The 15315-nt window shown below is 72.8% G+C and carries 16 protein-coding genes and 1 CRISPR repeat array; of the genes, 6 read left to right on the forward strand and 10 right to left on the reverse strand.

Annotation, left to right across the window (positions count from 1 at the left end):
* Positions 1-131: 131 nt before the first annotated feature.
* The 3 genes from DE149_RS07650 to DE149_RS07660 form a co-directional block, all read right to left on the reverse strand.
* Positions 132-1247: a type I restriction endonuclease gene (locus tag DE149_RS07650; protein WP_036314529.1), complete on the reverse strand. Its 1116-nt coding sequence runs from the start codon at positions 1245-1247 to the stop codon at positions 132-134.
* A 267-nt stretch (positions 1248-1514) separates the two neighbouring features.
* Entirely contained in the window at positions 1515-1859 is a 345-nt protein-coding gene (locus DE149_RS07655) for a hypothetical protein (RefSeq protein WP_010079880.1), read from the reverse strand.
* A 99-nt stretch (positions 1860-1958) separates the two neighbouring features.
* Entirely contained in the window at positions 1959-3188 is a 1230-nt protein-coding gene (locus tag DE149_RS07660; RefSeq protein ID WP_020624876.1) for a CdaR family transcriptional regulator, read from the reverse strand.
* Positions 3189-3278: 90 nt separating this feature from the next.
* Here DE149_RS07660 and DE149_RS07665 point away from each other — a divergent pair, with 90 nt between their 5' ends.
* Together DE149_RS07665 and DE149_RS07670 are read left to right on the forward strand one after the other, a co-directional pair.
* Entirely contained in the window at positions 3279-4331 is a 1053-nt protein-coding gene (locus DE149_RS07665) for a ferredoxin reductase (protein WP_113914262.1), read from the forward strand.
* A gap of 68 nt (positions 4332-4399) precedes the next feature.
* Positions 4400-5683, forward strand: coding sequence for an acyl-CoA desaturase (locus tag DE149_RS07670; RefSeq protein ID WP_113914263.1), 1284 nt, complete (start codon positions 4400-4402; stop codon positions 5681-5683).
* Positions 5684-5828: 145 nt separating this feature from the next.
* Here DE149_RS07670 and DE149_RS07675 read toward each other — a convergent pair whose 3' ends face one another.
* Together DE149_RS07675 and DE149_RS07680 are read right to left on the reverse strand one after the other, a co-directional pair.
* Positions 5829-6308 (reverse strand): SRPBCC family protein, encoded by a 480-nt coding sequence (locus DE149_RS07675; protein WP_113914264.1) that lies wholly within the window; start codon positions 6306-6308, stop codon positions 5829-5831.
* 73 nt (positions 6309-6381) lie between these two features.
* Positions 6382-6636: a glutaredoxin domain-containing protein gene (locus tag DE149_RS07680; RefSeq protein ID WP_020624868.1), complete on the reverse strand. Its 255-nt coding sequence runs from the start codon at positions 6634-6636 to the stop codon at positions 6382-6384.
* A gap of 35 nt (positions 6637-6671) precedes the next feature.
* On the opposite strand from DE149_RS07680, the gene DE149_RS07685 reads away from it, so the two are divergent.
* The gene (locus tag DE149_RS07685) at positions 6672-7490 is read left to right on the forward strand and encodes a spermidine synthase (RefSeq protein WP_113914265.1); all 819 of its coding nucleotides are present in this window, start codon (positions 6672-6674) and stop codon (positions 7488-7490) included.
* 15 nt (positions 7491-7505) lie between these two features.
* Here the strand turns inward: DE149_RS07685 and DE149_RS07690 are convergent, their stop codons facing one another.
* Entirely contained in the window at positions 7506-8015 is a 510-nt protein-coding gene (locus DE149_RS07690; protein WP_113914266.1) for a MarR family winged helix-turn-helix transcriptional regulator, read from the reverse strand.
* Between the two features lie 24 nt (positions 8016-8039).
* Between DE149_RS07690 and DE149_RS07695 the strand changes: the two genes are divergently transcribed.
* On the forward strand, positions 8040-9275 hold the full coding sequence (locus tag DE149_RS07695; protein WP_113914267.1) for an MFS transporter: 1236 nt from the start codon (positions 8040-8042) through the stop codon (positions 9273-9275).
* A gap of 39 nt (positions 9276-9314) precedes the next feature.
* Here DE149_RS07695 and DE149_RS07700 read toward each other — a convergent pair whose 3' ends face one another.
* The 3 genes from DE149_RS07700 to DE149_RS07710 form a co-directional block, all read right to left on the reverse strand.
* Positions 9315-10346, reverse strand: a complete 1032-nt coding sequence (locus DE149_RS07700) for a DMT family transporter (protein ID WP_113914268.1) — start codon at positions 10344-10346, stop codon at positions 9315-9317.
* 17 nt (positions 10347-10363) lie between these two features.
* Positions 10364-10927: a GNAT family N-acetyltransferase gene (locus DE149_RS07705; RefSeq protein WP_113914269.1), complete on the reverse strand. Its 564-nt coding sequence runs from the start codon at positions 10925-10927 to the stop codon at positions 10364-10366.
* A 91-nt stretch (positions 10928-11018) separates the two neighbouring features.
* Entirely contained in the window at positions 11019-11594 is a 576-nt protein-coding gene (locus DE149_RS07710; RefSeq protein WP_002855485.1) for a hypothetical protein, read from the reverse strand.
* 247 nt (positions 11595-11841) lie between these two features.
* On the opposite strand from DE149_RS07710, the gene trpB reads away from it, so the two are divergent.
* Positions 11842-13143, forward strand: a complete 1302-nt coding sequence (gene trpB, locus DE149_RS07715) for a tryptophan synthase subunit beta (RefSeq protein ID WP_199489695.1) — start codon at positions 11842-11844, stop codon at positions 13141-13143.
* Between the two features lie 31 nt (positions 13144-13174).
* On the opposite strand, the gene DE149_RS07720 is transcribed toward trpB, so the two are convergent.
* Positions 13175-13435, reverse strand: a complete 261-nt coding sequence (locus DE149_RS07720) for a cold shock domain-containing protein (RefSeq protein ID WP_147084469.1) — start codon at positions 13433-13435, stop codon at positions 13175-13177.
* A gap of 142 nt (positions 13436-13577) precedes the next feature.
* Between DE149_RS07720 and DE149_RS07725 the strand changes: the two genes are divergently transcribed.
* Entirely contained in the window at positions 13578-14279 is a 702-nt protein-coding gene (locus DE149_RS07725) for a ZIP family metal transporter (protein ID WP_233490725.1), read from the forward strand.
* Positions 14280-14683: 404 nt separating this feature from the next.
* Positions 14684-15219: a CRISPR direct-repeat array (repeat unit 36 nt; unit sequence GCCTCAACGAAGTCCGCTCCCCAAAGGAGCGGAGAC).
* Positions 15220-15315 lie beyond the last annotated feature (96 nt).

The following is a 15315-nucleotide window of genomic DNA, read 5'->3' on the forward strand; positions in this document are numbered from 1 at the left end:
TCCTCTCGGGTCGGCGCCCGGCGGGTCTGTCCCACCGGGGCGTGCGCACCAGGGTGGCGCATCGACGGCGGCGGGGCACAGTCCTGCCCGCCCGCGGGCCGGATCCGGTCAGTAGGCGGGTCAGAGTCCGCTCAGGCCCCGACGTAGGAGCTGACGACGCTCCGCAGTGCCTCGGCGGATTCGTAGATGTCCTCCAAGTTCTCGAGGTCGGCCCGCGTCCTGTTCTTGTCCGCATCGAACAGCACCAGATATTTCACCTTCCCGTCGAAGTGAAGGCGCGCGATCGGCTTCCGATTGTTGTCGTCCAGGATGACGCTGCAGTACGAGGCTGCGTCGCGCATGTAGACGCGGTTCATCGGCACGATTCCGGCGAGAATCGCCTTGATGATGCGGAAACCCTCGATCTCCTCTTCGGTCGTCACCACGCCCGGCTTGAGCTGGCCCTCCTGACCGTTCTCCTCGTCGGACAGGACCGTCTGATCGCCGGTGGCCACGGGTTCAGCGGGAGCCGCCAGTACCGGAGCGACCTGGTCGCCCAGGGCAGTCTTCAGCCGCGCGTTGACGCGATCGTTGATGTACTGGCGCGCAGCCTCCTCGGTGAGCCGGGTGAAGGTCTCCACCGCCTTGGCGTTCATGTACCCGGAGTACACGCGCTTGGCGAGGACCTTCACCAACTCATCGCTCGGCGCAGCCATCTCGGCAGAAATCTCGCGCTTGATGGCCGATACGTACTTCAGCTCCTCGGCTGCGGCGATGACCGAGTCGAGATCGAAGGATCCCTTCGCCAGCTGCTCGAGCTTCGGCACGGTGACCGGGTCGATGTCCAGAAGATCGAGGACGAGGAACGGACGCTCGTCGAGGATGTTGGCCTTGTCGAGGTCCGTGTAGAAGTTCCACACCCGCCCGTTGGTGAGCACGCCGATCCGCGCTTCACTGGTGTGGAAGTAGCGCACCAGCTGGCTCGCGTGCGCCAGGGACAGCTCCGAGCCGACCTTCTTGGCCTCCACGAGGATGTTGACCTTCCCCTCCCGCATGATGGCGTAGTCGATCTTCTCCCCCTTCTTCAGGCCCAGATCTGCGACGAACTCCGGGACGACCTCCTGGGGATCGAACACGTCGTAGCCCAACACCTGCGAGATGAATGGCATGACGAGCGCGTTCTTCGTCGCCTCTTCCGTGTCCAGGGAGCTTGCGTAGTCGCGGGCTCGCCGAGCCACTTGCGCAAGCTTGTCCTCGAATTCAGTCATGCCGTTTCACCCATCCGTGAGTAGGAGCCGGACAGCCGGGAATCCGGCAGCCTCGCACGTCAGCGCCCGAAGGCCCGCCGCAGCTGTGTCGAAATATAACCCAGCTCACAAACACGCTACGGGGACCCTCGCAGGCGCTCCGTGGCCGGACCGCGGGATCGCCCGGAACGCGAGGCGGCCACGACGCGTCGCCTCTCACAGGAAGGAGACGGGGCGTCGTGGCCGCGTTCCGCGGGGGGCCGCCCTGTCAGGCGACGCCCGGCCGGCTCAGCGGTTGCCGGGGTGCTGCGGGTCGGCCGGGATGCCGCGGCTCAGGGGCTCCACGGGCGGGCCGCTCGTCTCCGGGGTCACGGGCGAGCCGGTGCGGGAGCCGCCGACCTCCGGGGTGTCCGGCACCTGATCGCCGGAGGGCTGGGCGCCGGAGCGCAGCGCCTCGAGCCGCGTCTCGAGGACCTGCACCACGGGCAGGCGGTCGCCGTGGGCGCGCTCGTAGGCGAGCAGCTGCTCCACCTGCGACTCGTCGAGGCCGGTGATCCGGGTCGGCAGCGTGCCGTTGGGGATGTGGTCGTAGTCCGGCAGGGGGAGCTCGTCGCGGTTCGGGGCGTTCGTCATGGCACTGTCCCTCTTCTCTCGTCGGGGTCCCTCGTCGGGATGCGTGGTCCACCCACGCTAGTGAAGGCCCCCGTCAGACGGCACCCCCTGCCGCCCCGCTCACCCGACCCCGTCCCGCCGCGCCCGCAGCACGATCTCCAGGTCGAACCGCGCGTCGGGGTCCTCGAGGGCCTCCCCGAACAGCTCGCGCAGCCGGCCCACCCGGTACCCCACGGTCTGGGGGTGCACGCCGAGCTCCGCGGCGATCGGCGCCCGCTGGCCCCAGTGCGTGAGCCAGGCGAGCAGGGTCTCCTCCAGCACCGCCCGCTTCGCCTCGCTCACCTCGTCCAGGGGCGCCAGCACGCGTTCGGCCAGCTGCGTCACGACGCGCGGCTCGGCCCCCAGCACCACGCGCGCCAGGTGGTCCGCGGCGAGGATCGGGGACGGGGCGCCGTCGTCGTCCTCCCCCTGCGCGGGCTCCGCCGTCCGGCCCGCCGCCTCCTGGACGGCCAGCGTGCGGGCCACCCGGTAGGAGTGGGGCACGAGCGGCCAGTCCACGGCCGGCCCGACGACGGCGGCCGTCCCCGCCAGCAGGCGCAGCATGCGCTCGCGGCGGCCCTGGGAGGGCGTCGCGTCGATCACGGCGACCACCTCCGAGTCCCGCTCCACCACGAGCCCGGCCCGGCCCAGCCTCTCCCGGACGGCGACGCCGGCGTCCGCGGGCAGCACCACCACCGCCAGCCGGCGCGGCAGCCGCCAGTCCGCGAGCGCGGCCAGCCGTTGCACCTCCTTCTCCTCGGTCCCGCCCCGGACCAGGGCGGTGGCGAGGGCGGCGCGGTGCAGCTCGAGCACGCCCGCCTGGGCGGACTGCGCCTCCGCGTACGCCTGGGCGCTGACGGAGGAGAGCTCGTCGATGTACGCCCAGATGGACTCGCCCAGCTCGATCACCACGGACATCTCCAGGCCCAGGCGCGCGCACTCGGCGGAGAGCTCGCGGAACACGATCCGCGCGGAGGTGCGGTACGCGCCGAGCAGGGCGTCCATGGAGCGCCCCTCGCGGAACTCGCCGGCCCCCAGGCGGGCCATGAGGACGCGGGACTCGCTGTTCAGGGCCGGGCGGGTGGTGCCGGGCAGGCTCATCAGCTGCTCGAGGGCGGTGGTCACGCCGGCGGTGAGGTTCTTGCCGTAGTGGCCGTCGCGCGCCGCCGCGTAGGCGGGGATCTGGTCCGGGACCGTCTCGATGATGCGCTCCATGATCCCGGGGATCGCCGGGGCCAGGCGCTCCGCGAGGTCGTCGGGGAGGGACTGCCAGGGCGGGCGCCAGTCGGGGGCGGGGGTGGTCTGCGTCACACTCAATCTTGTCTCCTCGCGATGAAGTGATGGCCCAGATCGTACGCTGAAGACGAAGAACTGCGGCATGCCGAGCCATAGACTGGAGCCATGGTCGGCCCGTCTCTGTTCTCCCGTCTGGCGTCGACGCTCCTGCACCCGCTCACGCCGCAGGATGTCCTCGGCCTGCTCGACCCCGTGCACTCCTCCCGCCAACTGCGCGGGGTGGTCACCTCCGTCACCCGCGCGACGCCCGGCGCCGCCACCATCGCGTTCCGCCCCGGACCGGGTTGGCGGGCCCACGACGCCGGCCAGTGGGCACGCGTCGGCGTCGACGTGGACGGGGTGCGGCAGTGGCGCTCCTACTCGCTCTCCGCACCCGCGGGCGCGGACCCGGAGATCACGGTGTCCGACATCGGCCTCGTCTCCGGCACGCTCGTGCGCCACACGAAGCCCGGCGACGTCCTCTTCCTCGACATCCCCGAGGGCGACTTCACCCTGCCGGATGAGCCGCGCCCGCTGCTCATGCTCACCGCCGGCTCGGGCCTGACCCCGGTGATGTCCATGATCCGCACGCTCGTGCCGGCGCGCCGGGATGCCGACGTCGTGCTCATCCACTCCTCCCGCACCCCCGAGGACGCCCTGTTCCGCGAGGAGCTGGCCGAGCTGGCCGACCAGTTCCCGGGCCTGCGCGTGGTGCACCACCACACCGCGGAGGCGGGCCGCCTCGACCTCTCCTCCCCCGCGCAGCTCGAAGGCGTCTGCCCCGACTGGCGCGAGCGCGCCGCCTACGCGTGCGGGCCGGCCGGGTTCCTCGACGACGCCGAGGCCCTGTGGCGGCGCGAGGCGGCCGCGGACCTCACCATCGAGCGGTTCCAGGCCGACTTCGCCCCGGGCGTGGCGGGGGCCGGCGGCCGCGTGGTGTTCGAGCACGCCGACGTCGAAGTGGACGCTCCCGGCGACGTGCCGCTGCTCGTGGTGGCCGAGGAGGCCGGCGTCGCCGCGCCCGCCGGCTGCCGCATGGGCATCTGCCACGCGTGCCTCACGCCGCTGCGCTCGGGCCAGGTCACGGACCTGCGGACCGGGCAGGTGCACGGCGAGCCCGGCGAGCTGGTCCAGACCTGCGTGAGCGCCGCCGCCGGCCCGCTGAGCCTCGACCTCTGAACCTGACGCCCGGCCCGCGACCCGGGCCTCCCCGACCATCCCCCGCCTCCCGTCCCCAGGAGCACCGCATGACCCAGACCCCCACCACCCCCAGCCGCACCGGCGCCACCGCCCCGGACGATCTGGCCCTGGCCATCCCCGGCACCACCGTGCGCGGCCGCGCCGCCCGGGTCCTGCCACAGGACCGCCCCGACACCACGAGCTGGGCTCCGCACACCCCCGAGTCCCGCCCCACCACCGCCACCGCGACGCCGGGGCTGCCGGGCGTCGTCGGGAGCCCGGCGGTGCGCCCGCCCGGCGCCGCCCACCTGACGGACGCGCAGGTGGCCGAGCTGGGCCGGGAGCTGGACGCGATCCGCGACGACGTGCTCTCCCGCCGCGGCGCCTCCGACGCGGCCTACATCCGCCGCGTCATCCGCTGGCAACGCCGGCTCGAGCTCGGCGGCCGCGCCCTCCTGCTCAACGCACGACACCCCGCCGCGTTCGTGGCGGGCACGGCCATGCTCACGGTCGCGAAGATCGTGGAGAACATGGAGATCGGGCACAACGTGCTCCACGGCCAGTGGGACTGGATGCGCGACCCGGACATCCACTCCACCACGTGGGAGTGGGACTTCGTGACGCCGTCGCGGGCGTGGCAGAACACCCACAACGACCTGCACCACCGCTGGACCAACGTGGTGGGCAAGGACCGCGACGTGGGCTACAACGTCCTGCGCATGGACGAGTCCGAGCCGTGGCGGCCCCGCCACCTGCTCAACCCGGTGATCAACGCGGGCCTCGCCCCGATCTTCGAGTGGGGCATCGCCCTCTACGACCTCGAGCTGGACCGCGTGAAGGCCCGCGAGAAGTCCCGCGAGGAGCTGATGACGGATCTGCGCTCCGTGGGTGTCAAGGCGGCCCGGCAGTTCGCGAAGGACTACGTGGCCACGCCGGCCGTCGCCGAGGTGCTGACCGGCTCGGGCAAGGCCACGCTCGCGGGCACGCTGCTGGCCAACGGCCTGCGCAACATCTGGGCGCACTCGGTCATCTTCTGCGGGCACTTCCCGGAGGGTGCGGAGACGTTCTCCGAGGAGATGGTGGACGGCGAGACCCGCGGCGACTGGTACGTGCGGCAGATGATCGGCTCCGCGAACATCTCCGGCTCGAAGCTGATGCACTTCATGACCGGCAACCTCTCCCACCAGGTGGAGCACCACCTGTTCCCGGACCTGCCGTCCAGCCGGTACGCCGAGGTGGCGCCCCAGGTCCGTGAGATCTGCGCCCGCTACGGCCTGCCGTACACGACCGGCCCGCTGCTGCGGCAGGTGGGCTCCGCGTGGAAGAAGGTGTTCCGGCTGGCGCTGCCGTGAAGCGGCGCGCGACGTGGCCGTCCACGCCGGCACCGCCCCGCGCCCGGGCCGGATCTTCTGCGGATCTGACCCTTCTGGCTGCTCGTTCGACCGCCAGAAGGGTCAGAACCGCAACGGATTCCCCTCGGCCGGGTGCGCGGCCGGCTCAGCCCTGACGCTCGGCGAGGTCCGCGAGCCGGTCGATCGACGCGCGGAGCTGCTCTTCTCCGGTCCGCAGCGCCTTCTGGATGCGCTTCGGGTCGGTCAGGGCGGTCCAGTCGTAGGTGTGGGTGACGCGGCAGCCGCCCTCGTCGTCGCCGTCGACCTCCCACCGCCAGAGCTGGCCGAACGGCTCCCCGCCGACCTCGGAGGGCTTCCAGGCGATGCGGCGGCCCTCCTCGAACTCGACCACGTGGTTCGCGCGGTCCACGCCCTTCTGCAGGGTCATCACGAACACGTCCCCGACGGCGGTCACCCGCTGCCCGGGGGCGGCCTCGGCCAGGTTGTCGTTGCCGTCCCACTCGGGCTGGCGGGAGGGGTCCGCGATCAGCTCGAAGACGACGCCGGCCGGGGCGTCGACGTGGTGGGTCGCGGACACGACGCGGTCCTCAGGGGCGGGCAGGGTGGTCTCGTCGAAGTGCTCCATGGGGAGAGCGTAGACCCCGGTGCGCGCCCGCCGAGAGGGTCGGCGGGGCTCGCTCCGGGAGCGGCCCCCGATCTCAGATCAGGCCCAGCGCGGTGAGCTTGGCCGCGGTCTCCTCGTTGGTCGGCTCCACCTGGTGGTCACCGTCGGGGAACACGACCACGGGGATGTTCTTCCGGCCGGAGATCCGCTCGGCGGCATCGGCCTGGGCCGGGTCGGCGACGAGGTCCACGTAGTCGTAGGCGACGCCGAGCTCGTCGAGCTGGCGCTTGGTGCGCAGGCAGTCGCGGCACCAGTCGGCGCCGTAGACGGTGAGGACGTTCTGACTCATCCGTCCAGCGTACTGAGGGGTGGGATGCTGGGGGCATGCCCGCCCAGCCCTCCCCCTCCGGCCGCACCGTCCACCTGTCCACGTCGGGCGTGGACGCCCGCATCGCCCCCGACGAGTTCGGCGGGTTCGTCCTGGAGATCGGCGGGGCCGTCCAGTCCCACGTGGACCTGGCCGACCCCTTGCGCATTCGCTACGAGTACCTGCGCCGCATGGCCCACGTGCTCGACGGCGTCGCTCCGGCGGGCGCGCCGGTGCGGGTCCTGCACCTCGGCGCGGGCGCGCTGACCCTGCCGCGCTACCTCCAGGCGACCCGACCCGGCTCGGAGCAGACGGTGGTCGACCTGGACCGGGAGCTCGTGTCCTTCGTGCTCGCCGAGCTGCCCCTGCCGGCGGGCACGGACCTCGTCTCCGTGGTCGCGGACGCGCGCCTGGCCGCCGTCGACCTCGCGATGGACGGGGAGCGGTTCGACGCCGTCGTGCTGGACATCGGCACCGGCGAGGAGGGCGCCGAGCACCTGCGCGGCGCCGCGTTCTACGGGGAGCTGCTCGAGCTGCTGACGGCGGGCGGGGTGCTGCTGGTGAACATCGGCGACGACGCCGGCCTGCGCTTCCTGGGCGCGGAGCTGGGCGCCCTCGAGGAGGCGGCCGCCGACGCCGGGGTGCCCGGCCCGTGGACGCTCGCGGACCACGGGATGCTGGAGCGCCTGGACTGGGGCAACGTCGTGCTGGCCGCGGGGGCGCCGCTGGGAGAGGCCGGCTGCACGGAGCGCCTCGCCGCGGCGGGTCCGCATCCGGCGGCCGTGCTGGACCCGGCGGAGTCGGCCGCGCTGGCCGCCCGCATCCGTCACACCTGAGGGCGGGCGCGGTGCTCAGGGCCGGGGGTCCTCCGCCCCGGGGCCAGCCTGCGGCCGGGGCCACGGGTGGCCCCGGCGCTCCTCCGCCCCCTCGTTGAAGCGTCGCAGAAGCCTGCAGAACTCAGCGACGTCCTCGGCGGGCCAGGAGGCGACGATCTGCGCCACGTTGTCCGCGCGGGAGCTCAGCTCCGCGGTGAGGCGGGCGCGTCCCTCCTCCGTGGGGCGGTGCAGCCGGGCGGGGCCGCCGTCGGGGTCCTCCACCCGCTCGACGAGGCCGGCCTTCATGGCGGCGGCCACCTGCCGGTGGACGGTGGAGACGTCGAGGTCGAAGGCCTCGGCCAGCTCGGCGACGCTCATGGCCCCGCCCGCCTCCAGGCGGGCGAGCAGCACGGTGGCGCTGCGCTCCAGCGCACTCGACCGACCGTAGGGGGCCACCCCCTGCGTGGCCACCCGCAGCAGGAGCATGTGCTCGTACATGATCCCGCGGACCGGGTCGGGCCACGCCCCCTCAGATGATTGCATCATGCAAACGATGCTACCTTTTGCATCATGCAAATCGCCGAGCAGGAACGCATCGCCTCCCCCACCTTCGTCCTCGCCTGGGTGGTCTCCTTCCTCCAGTTCCTCGCGTTCTACGCCCTCGTCACCACCATGGCCGTGTACGCGGTCCGGCAGTTCGCCGCCTCGGACGCCGGGGCGGGGCTGGCCTCGAGCGCCTTCGTCATCGGCGCCACCCTCAGCCGCGTGGTCACCGGCCACGTGGTGGACCGCTTCGGCAAGCGCCGCGTCCTGGTGGTGGCCCTGGTCGCCGTCGCACTGTCCTGCACGCTCTACCTCGTCGCCTCCTCACTGCCGGCCCTGGTGGCGGTGCGCATGCTCCACGGCGCCAGCTACGCCTTCGCCAGCACCGCCGTCATGGCCCTGGCCCAGGCGGCCATCCCCGACGGGCGACGCGCGGAGGCCACCGGCCACCTCGCGCTGGGCACCACCCTGGCCACCGCGATCGGCCCCGCCCTGGGGCTCTTCCTCGCCGGCTCCATCGGCTACGTGTGGCTGTTCCGGGCGACTCTGGGGATCACGGTGGTCAGCCTCGTGCTGGGCCCGCTGGTGCGCGAGGCGCCCGCCGCGGCGGACGTCGACGGCGAGCGCGCCGCCGGCGAGGTCCCCCTGGAGCACCCCGCCCCCGCGGTGGGCTTCCGCCTGCGCTCCGTGCTGCACCCGGCGGTGCTGCCGATCAGTGGCTTCATGCTGCTGGTGGGCCTGAGCTACGCCGGGATCCTCACCTACCTGAACGCCTACTCGGTGGAGCGCGGGCTCACAGCCGGCGCCGGCCTCTTCTTCCTGGCCTACGCCGCGGCGATGCTCGTCATGCGCCTCACCCTGGGCACCCTGCAGGACCGCCGGGGGGACGACGCCGTCGTCTACCCCGCCCTCCTCTGCTTCACAGCCGCGCTCCTGGTGCTGGCCTTCGCCACGCGCGACTGGCAGGTGGTGCTGGCCGGGGCGCTGAGCGGCCTCGGCTACGGCACGCTCATGCCCGCGGCCCAGGCGATCGCCGTGAACGCGGTGCCCTCCCACCAGCTCGGCGCCGGCATCTCCACCCTCATGCTGTTCGCGGACGTGGGGCTGGGCCTGGGTCCCGTGCTCCTCGGCGGGCTTGTGGCCTCAGCCGGCTACGGCGCCATGTACGCGGCCCTGGCGGGCGTGCTCGTGGTCGCCGCCGGGTACTACTTCGTGATGCACGGACGCCGGCACGGGCGGCGGGAGACCGTGGCCCGCGCCTGAGTCCCGCGCGGTGACGGCGGCCTGCCGCCGCGGGCGGCGCTACCGGCGCCGCGCCGGCCAGGACGCGAGCGCGACGGCGGCGAGGGCGCCCAGGGTGCCCAGCACCGTCGTCGTGGTGACCGTGGATCCGTCGGTGGGGGCCACCAGGTCCACCACGAGGGAGCCCAGGAGGTTGCCCGAGACCAGACCGAGGGTGGCGGCGAAGACGCCCAGGCGCGGGACGACCATGGCGCCCACCCCGATGAACACGCACCCCAGCGGGCCGCCGAGGTAGAGCCGCCAGTCGTGCGGCAGCGCGGGCAGGCCGTGGCCGGAGGCCAGGGCGATCCCGCCCCACACGATCCCGAGGAAGAGGACGCCGGCGGTGAAGTTGACCAGGGTCGCCGGGATGGCGGTGCCGTAGGCCGTGGTCTGACGGGCGTTGAACACCTGCTGTCCGGCGGTGGCCAGACCGGCCAGCAGGGGCAGCAGGGCCAGCAGCGCCCAGCCGGGCCCGCCGCCGACCTCGCCGAGTGAGGGCCACACCACGAGGGCGACCGCGGCCAGGGCGAGCGCCGCCCCCGTGAGGCGCCGCGGCGTCAGGCGCTGCACCCCGGCGGGGCTGAGCCCGAGCCGGTCCACGACCATCCCGCCGACCACCTGCCCGGTGACCACGGCGACCGTGAACACGGCCACGCCGAGGGGACCGATCGTCGCGGACTGGGTGAGCACCAGGAGCCCGCCGATCACGCCCGCCACCGCATACCACGGGCGCACGGACCCCGCGGCCAGGGCCGGGCGGATGCGGGCCAGGCCCCGGCGGCCCCGCGGCGTCAGCACGCTCACGAGCACCATGACGACCAAGCCCGCCGCGAAGGAGCACAGCGCGGCGAGGACGGGGTCGCCCGTCAGGTGGGCGAGGCGGGAGTTGATGCGGCCCTGCAGCGGCATCACGGAGCCGGCGGCCACCGCGAGCGCGAACAGCAGGGCGGTCGCCCGCGGGGAAGGGGCGTCCGGGCGGGCGGCGACGTCGGCCGGGCGGGGGCGGGCGGGTCCGCGCTCGGCGGACGGGGCAGAGGATTCGGGTGGCATCCCCCCGTTGTACACTTCTAGGCGGCCAGGCGCGCCTCGAGCCCGGCGCGCACCGCGGGCCACTCCTCGCGCACCACGCTGAAGTAGTCGACGTCGGCGATCGTGCCGTCCGCCGCCGGGCGGAAGCGGCGCAGAGTGCCCTCGAACGTCGCGCCCAGGCGGGCGATGGCGGCGTGTGAACGGGCGTTGCGGTGGTCGCAGCGCAGGGCCACCCGCTCCAGCGCCCATTCCTCGAACGCGTGCCCGAACAGCAGCAGCTTGCAGCCGGGGTTCACGGAGGTGCCCCACACCCGACGGGCGTAGACCGTGTGCCCCACCTCCACCCGCAGCCCCGGTACCAGGTCATAGAGGCTCGTGCGCCCCACCAGCTCCCCGCCCTGCTCGACGGCGAACGCGAAGGTGCCCTCCCGCTCGATCAGCTCGGCGAGGTGTGCGGACATGGCCGCGCCGTCCACCGGCAGGGGCGCGCTGTTCCCCGCCCACATGGCCGCGTCGACGAGCTCACGCAGGGCGGGGCCGTCCTCGGGGGCGAGGGGGCGCAGGGTGAGGTCCCCGCGGGTGAGGACGATCTCGTGCTTCATGCACCCATCCTGTCAGCGGCCTCGGGGCGATCTCCCGGCACGACGAGACCGAGCGCCACGGGCGAGGGCGTCGCCCGGGCGACCGGCCGGCTCAGAGCGTGGCGGAACGGCGGGCGGAGGCCCGCATGGCCGCGACCCGCTGCGCCACGGAGGCCTCCAGGGCGCCCGGCTGCAGGGCCGGGGCGAGGTCGGCGGCCACCTCTCGGGCGACCCCCTCGAGGGCGGAGGCGTCCTGGGCGACCCAGGCGCGCAGCGTCAGGTGCTCCCGCATCCACGCCGTGAGCGTCTCCTCGGACTCCGGGGTGAGGGCGAAGCCCGCCCCCGCCGCGCCCGGGCTGGTGCGCTCCACATCCAGGGCGAGCACGTCCCTGAGCAGCGCGGCCAGGCCCTGGCGCAGCTGCGAGGCGCCGGTACGACCGGACTGGAAGGCGGCGCGCACCTCGCGGCACTGCAGGCTCTCGTCGGCCACGTCGACGGCGAGGACGTCACCGGTGGCGGGGGTGAGGCCCAGGGCGGCACGGGCTGACTCCTCGGCCACCACGGCCACGATGCCGGGCACTGCGGGGGCGGCGGTGAGGAAATCGGCGTACCGCATGCCCGGAGTGGCGGCGAGCACAGCGGCGGCCTCGGTGGTCAGGGACGGGGTGTCGACGGCGGTGATGGTCATGGATCCAGGGTGAATCGCGATTCACTGAGACAGGGAGAGATGTCCATATTCTGAGATTTGCAATCACATGGTGAGACGCACGCCTGCCCCGACGTGCAGTACGCTGGCCCCATGCAGATGCACGCGCAGCAGTGGTGGACCGCCTGAGGGCGGCCCCGGTCATGCGCATCTGACACGACGAGCCGCTCGCCTGCCGGGCGGCTCGATCATGAGCGGCTCGGCGGGCCCCATCCCAGAAGGACCCCCGATGACCCACCGCAACCCCGAGGACAACGCCCTGAGAGGCGCCGCCGAACCCCGCACCCTCGCCGAGGCCTGCGACCTCGTCACCACCCCGGACCTGGACGTCTCCGCGGACGGCATGTTCGGCCAGTACGGCGGCGCCCACCTGCCCCCGCAGCTGGCCGGCCCCATGGCCGAGGTCGCCCGCGCGTACGCCGAGGCCCGCCAGGACCCCCAGTTCTACGCCGAATACCGACGCCTGCTGCGCGACGCCGTCGGGCGCCCCTCCCCCCTGACCCCGCTGGACCGCCTCTCCGACGAGCTCGGCGGCGCACGGATCGTGCTCAAGCGCGAGGACCTGAACCACACGGGCGCCCACAAGATCAACCACACGATCGGCGAGGCGCTGCTCGCCAAGCGCATGGGCAAGCGCAGCCTGATCGCGGAGACCGGCGCCGGCCAGCACGGCGTGGCCCTGGCGACGGCGGCCGCGATGGTCGGCCTCGACTGCGAGATCCACATGGGCGCGATCGACGTGGCCAAGCAGCACCCCAACGTGGTGCGCATGCGCCTGCTCGGCACGAAGGTCGTCTCGGTGGAGCGCGAGGGCCGCTCCCTGAAGGAGGCCGTGGACTCGGCGTTCGAGGTGTACGCGGCGGACCCGGAGAAGTACCTGTTCGCGATCGGCTCCGTGGTGGGCCCGCACCCGTTCCCCACGATGATCCGCGACTTCCAGTCCGTGGTCGGCCGCGAGGCCCGCGCCCAGTTCCAGGAGCGGTTCGGGGCGATGCCGAACGCCGTCGTCGCCGCGGTGGGCGGCGGCTCCAACGCGATGGGCGCGTTCACCGCGTTCCTCGACGACGCCGACGTCGCGCTCGTGGGCGTCGAGCCCGGCGGCCGCTCCGCGACCAAGGGCGAGCACGCGATGACCATGACCCAGGGCCGCGACGGCGTCCTCCACGGCATGGCCACCCTCGTCCTCGCCGACGACGACGGCACCCCAGACCCCGTGCACTCGATCGCCTCGGGCCTGGACTACCCGGGCGTCGGTCCGCAGCACGCCCACTTCGCGCGCGTCGGCCGCGTCCGGTACGTGGCCGAGGACGACGCGGCCGTGCTCGACGCGTTCCAGCGGCTCACGAGGCTCGAGGGCGTCATCCCCGCGCTCGAGTCCGCGCACGCCGTGGCGCACGCGATCCGCCTCGCCCCGCAGATGGGACGGGACGAGCGGATCCTGGTCAACCTCTCCGGCCGCGGGGACAAGGACGTCGACTACGTGGCCGAGAAGCTCGGTCTCACGGGCGAGGCGGACGAGGTCGTGCGCTGAGCTGAGGCGGCGGTCCCGGCGTCGCCCCAGGTCAGCGCGCCAGTCCCCCGTGCGGGGGATGCACGGCAATGGCCCGGTAGAGAAACCCGTCCTGACCGTTGTGGGCCTCCAGTGCCTCGAACAAGAACTCCACCTCCTCGCCGACCGTGAGGCTGGACGGGACGGAGTCGAGCATGGGCAGGTGACTGAAATGGACCCAGCACCCCCCGGGCGTCGCCTCGCTGTCGATCACGCCCCAGCCGCCATCGCGATCCCACTCGACCACTCGTCCGAGACGTGCATTGCGGTTCATCGGTCATCTCCGTCAGTGGTCGGGGAGCGGGAGGGCGGCAGGGCTCGCCGTGGATGCTGGAGTCAAGAGTGACCTGTGCAGGCACGTCGCCGCGAGTCCGGTCCGGCGGCGTGCCCGGTCAGCGCGTAGCCTGACACGCGTGATGACCCTGATGTGGGGCGCGGTCGCCGCGTCCTCCCTGCTCGTGGGCGCCGTCCTGGCGACCCTGCGCCGCTGGCACATGGGCACGATCGGACTCGTGCTCGCCTTCGGCGCCGGCGCCCTGATCGCGTCCGTGTCCTTCGAGCTCGCGGAGGCGGGCGTGCAGGGGGCCGGGCCCGCCGCCGTCGGCATCGGGCTGGCGCTCGGCGCGGCCGCCTACTTCCTCGGTGACCGCGCGGTGGAGCGCTCCGCCGCGAGGTCCGGCGGCTCGTCCTCGGGCGCGGCGCTGACCGTGGGCGCGCTGCTGGACGGCATCCCGGAGCAACTCGTGCTGGGCATCGGGCTGGCCGCGGGCGAGGGCGTCTCCCTCGCGCTGCTCGTGGCGATCTTCATGTCCAACCTGCCCGAGTCCATCGCCGCCACGGCCGACTCCCTCGACGGCGGCAAGACGCGCCGCCACCTGCTGATCCAGTGGTCGCTCGTGACGGTGGTCTGCGCCCTGGCGACGTGGGGCGGCGGGCTGATCGCCGACGTCGCCTCCCCCGCCCTGACCGGCGGCATCCAGGGCTTCGCGGCCGGCGCCCTGCTGGTCATGCTGATCGACACGATGATCCCCGAGGCCCGAGAGAAGGGCGGGGAGAAGGCCGGGCTGCTCACCGTGGTCGGCTTCGCGCTCGGCGCGTTCCTGTCCCTGGTGGTGTGAGGGGCGAGACGGGGCCGACTGCTTCCCGCGGACTAGACGGCCTCGTTGATCTAGACCGCGCTCGTCGCCGAAATCTCTCTGCAGCTGGCCGCGCTCCGGTCGCGCATGCGGGTAGGGGAGATGCCGGATGAACTTCAACGCGGGACAGCACGTGATGCCATGCGCCGGGCATTGGCCCAGGGCATGGCATTTCCCCGACTCGCCTTCAGCCTCGGCCCCGAGGCAGCAGATTCGCCACTGATGCTCACTCCATGGAGCCACGCCCAGGACCTCGCGAACGCGTGACGACGCGCCGGACGTCACGTGCGTGATTCGACCCCGTCGAGGTGCCTCGCCCTCGACAGAGTCGAGCGAATTGACCAGGGAGGGACACGGCCTGAGCCCTACCCCGCCTCGGACCTGGAGCGCTAACGAAGTCCGTTCCCGAAGGAGCGGAGACGGCAAGCAGGATGACGACCCCGGCTACATCCTCACGCCTCAACGAAGTCCGCTCCCCAAAGGAGCGGAGACCGCTTCTGCTCAGCGGTGAGCGCCCGCGTCCGCCCGCCTCAACGAAGTCCGCTCCCCAAAGGAGCGGAGACCCTCGGATGGGTCACCAACGGGCAGGGGTATCACACGCCTCAACGAAGTCCGCTCCCCAAAGGAGCGGAGACTCCCCTACGCGATCGTCTCCCCGACCAGCGGCGGGCCTCAACGAAGTCCGCTCCCCAAAGGAGCGGAGACAGCCCTGATCCGCCCGGCCGATGGAGCTGTGCTCATGGGCCTCAACGAAGTCCGCTCCCCAAAGGAGCGGAGACGGCCCCGCGGTCTCCTATGAACCGAAGGTGTACCTGCCTCAACGAAGTCCGCTCCCCAAAGGAGCGGAGACCATCAGTTTCGCCGAGTTCCAGACGATCACGAGGACGCCTCAACGAAGTCCGCTCCCCAAAGGAGCGGAGACTTGTCAAGGGCCATTGAGTTCTGCCCATAGGCGGCCAGTGTTTCTTCCCGCTGGTGGCCATCAGAACTGCCCACTGGTGGCCAGCTGGTTTGCCCG

The sequence above is a fragment of the Micrococcus sp. KT16 genome (assembly GCF_003315015.1).
Lineage (GTDB): Bacteria > Actinomycetota > Actinomycetes > Actinomycetales > Micrococcaceae > Micrococcus > Micrococcus luteus.

Bases quoted from the DNA above. Each gene is read 5' to 3' on its own strand.
- DE149_RS07650 (WP_036314529.1), bottom strand. From the start codon at position 1,247: ATGACTGAATTCGAGGACAAGCTTGCGCAAGTGGCTCGGCGAGCCCGC.
- DE149_RS07655 (WP_010079880.1), bottom strand. From the start codon at position 1,859: ATGACGAACGCCCCGAACCGCGACGAGCTCCCCCTGCCGGACTACGAC.
- DE149_RS07665 (WP_113914262.1), top strand. From the start codon at position 3,279: ATGGTCGGCCCGTCTCTGTTCTCCCGTCTGGCGTCGACGCTCCTGCAC.
- DE149_RS07670 (WP_113914263.1), top strand. From the start codon at position 4,400: ATGACCCAGACCCCCACCACCCCCAGCCGCACCGGCGCCACCGCCCCG.
- DE149_RS07675 (WP_113914264.1), bottom strand. From the start codon at position 6,308: ATGGAGCACTTCGACGAGACCACCCTGCCCGCCCCTGAGGACCGCGTC.
- DE149_RS07680 (WP_020624868.1), bottom strand. From the start codon at position 6,636: ATGAGTCAGAACGTCCTCACCGTCTACGGCGCCGACTGGTGCCGCGAC.
- DE149_RS07685 (WP_113914265.1), top strand. From the start codon at position 6,672: ATGCCCGCCCAGCCCTCCCCCTCCGGCCGCACCGTCCACCTGTCCACG.
- DE149_RS07690 (WP_113914266.1), bottom strand. From the start codon at position 8,015: ATGATGCAATCATCTGAGGGGGCGTGGCCCGACCCGGTCCGCGGGATC.
- DE149_RS07695 (WP_113914267.1), top strand. From the start codon at position 8,040: ATGCAAATCGCCGAGCAGGAACGCATCGCCTCCCCCACCTTCGTCCTC.
- DE149_RS07700 (WP_113914268.1), bottom strand. From the start codon at position 10,346: ATGCCACCCGAATCCTCTGCCCCGTCCGCCGAGCGCGGACCCGCCCGC.
- DE149_RS07705 (WP_113914269.1), bottom strand. From the start codon at position 10,927: ATGAAGCACGAGATCGTCCTCACCCGCGGGGACCTCACCCTGCGCCCC.
- DE149_RS07710 (WP_002855485.1), bottom strand. From the start codon at position 11,594: ATGACCATCACCGCCGTCGACACCCCGTCCCTGACCACCGAGGCCGCC.
- trpB (WP_199489695.1), top strand. From the start codon at position 11,842: ATGACCCACCGCAACCCCGAGGACAACGCCCTGAGAGGCGCCGCCGAA.
- DE149_RS07720 (WP_147084469.1), bottom strand. From the start codon at position 13,435: ATGAACCGCAATGCACGTCTCGGACGAGTGGTCGAGTGGGATCGCGAT.
- DE149_RS07725 (WP_233490725.1), top strand. From the start codon at position 13,578: ATGACCCTGATGTGGGGCGCGGTCGCCGCGTCCTCCCTGCTCGTGGGC.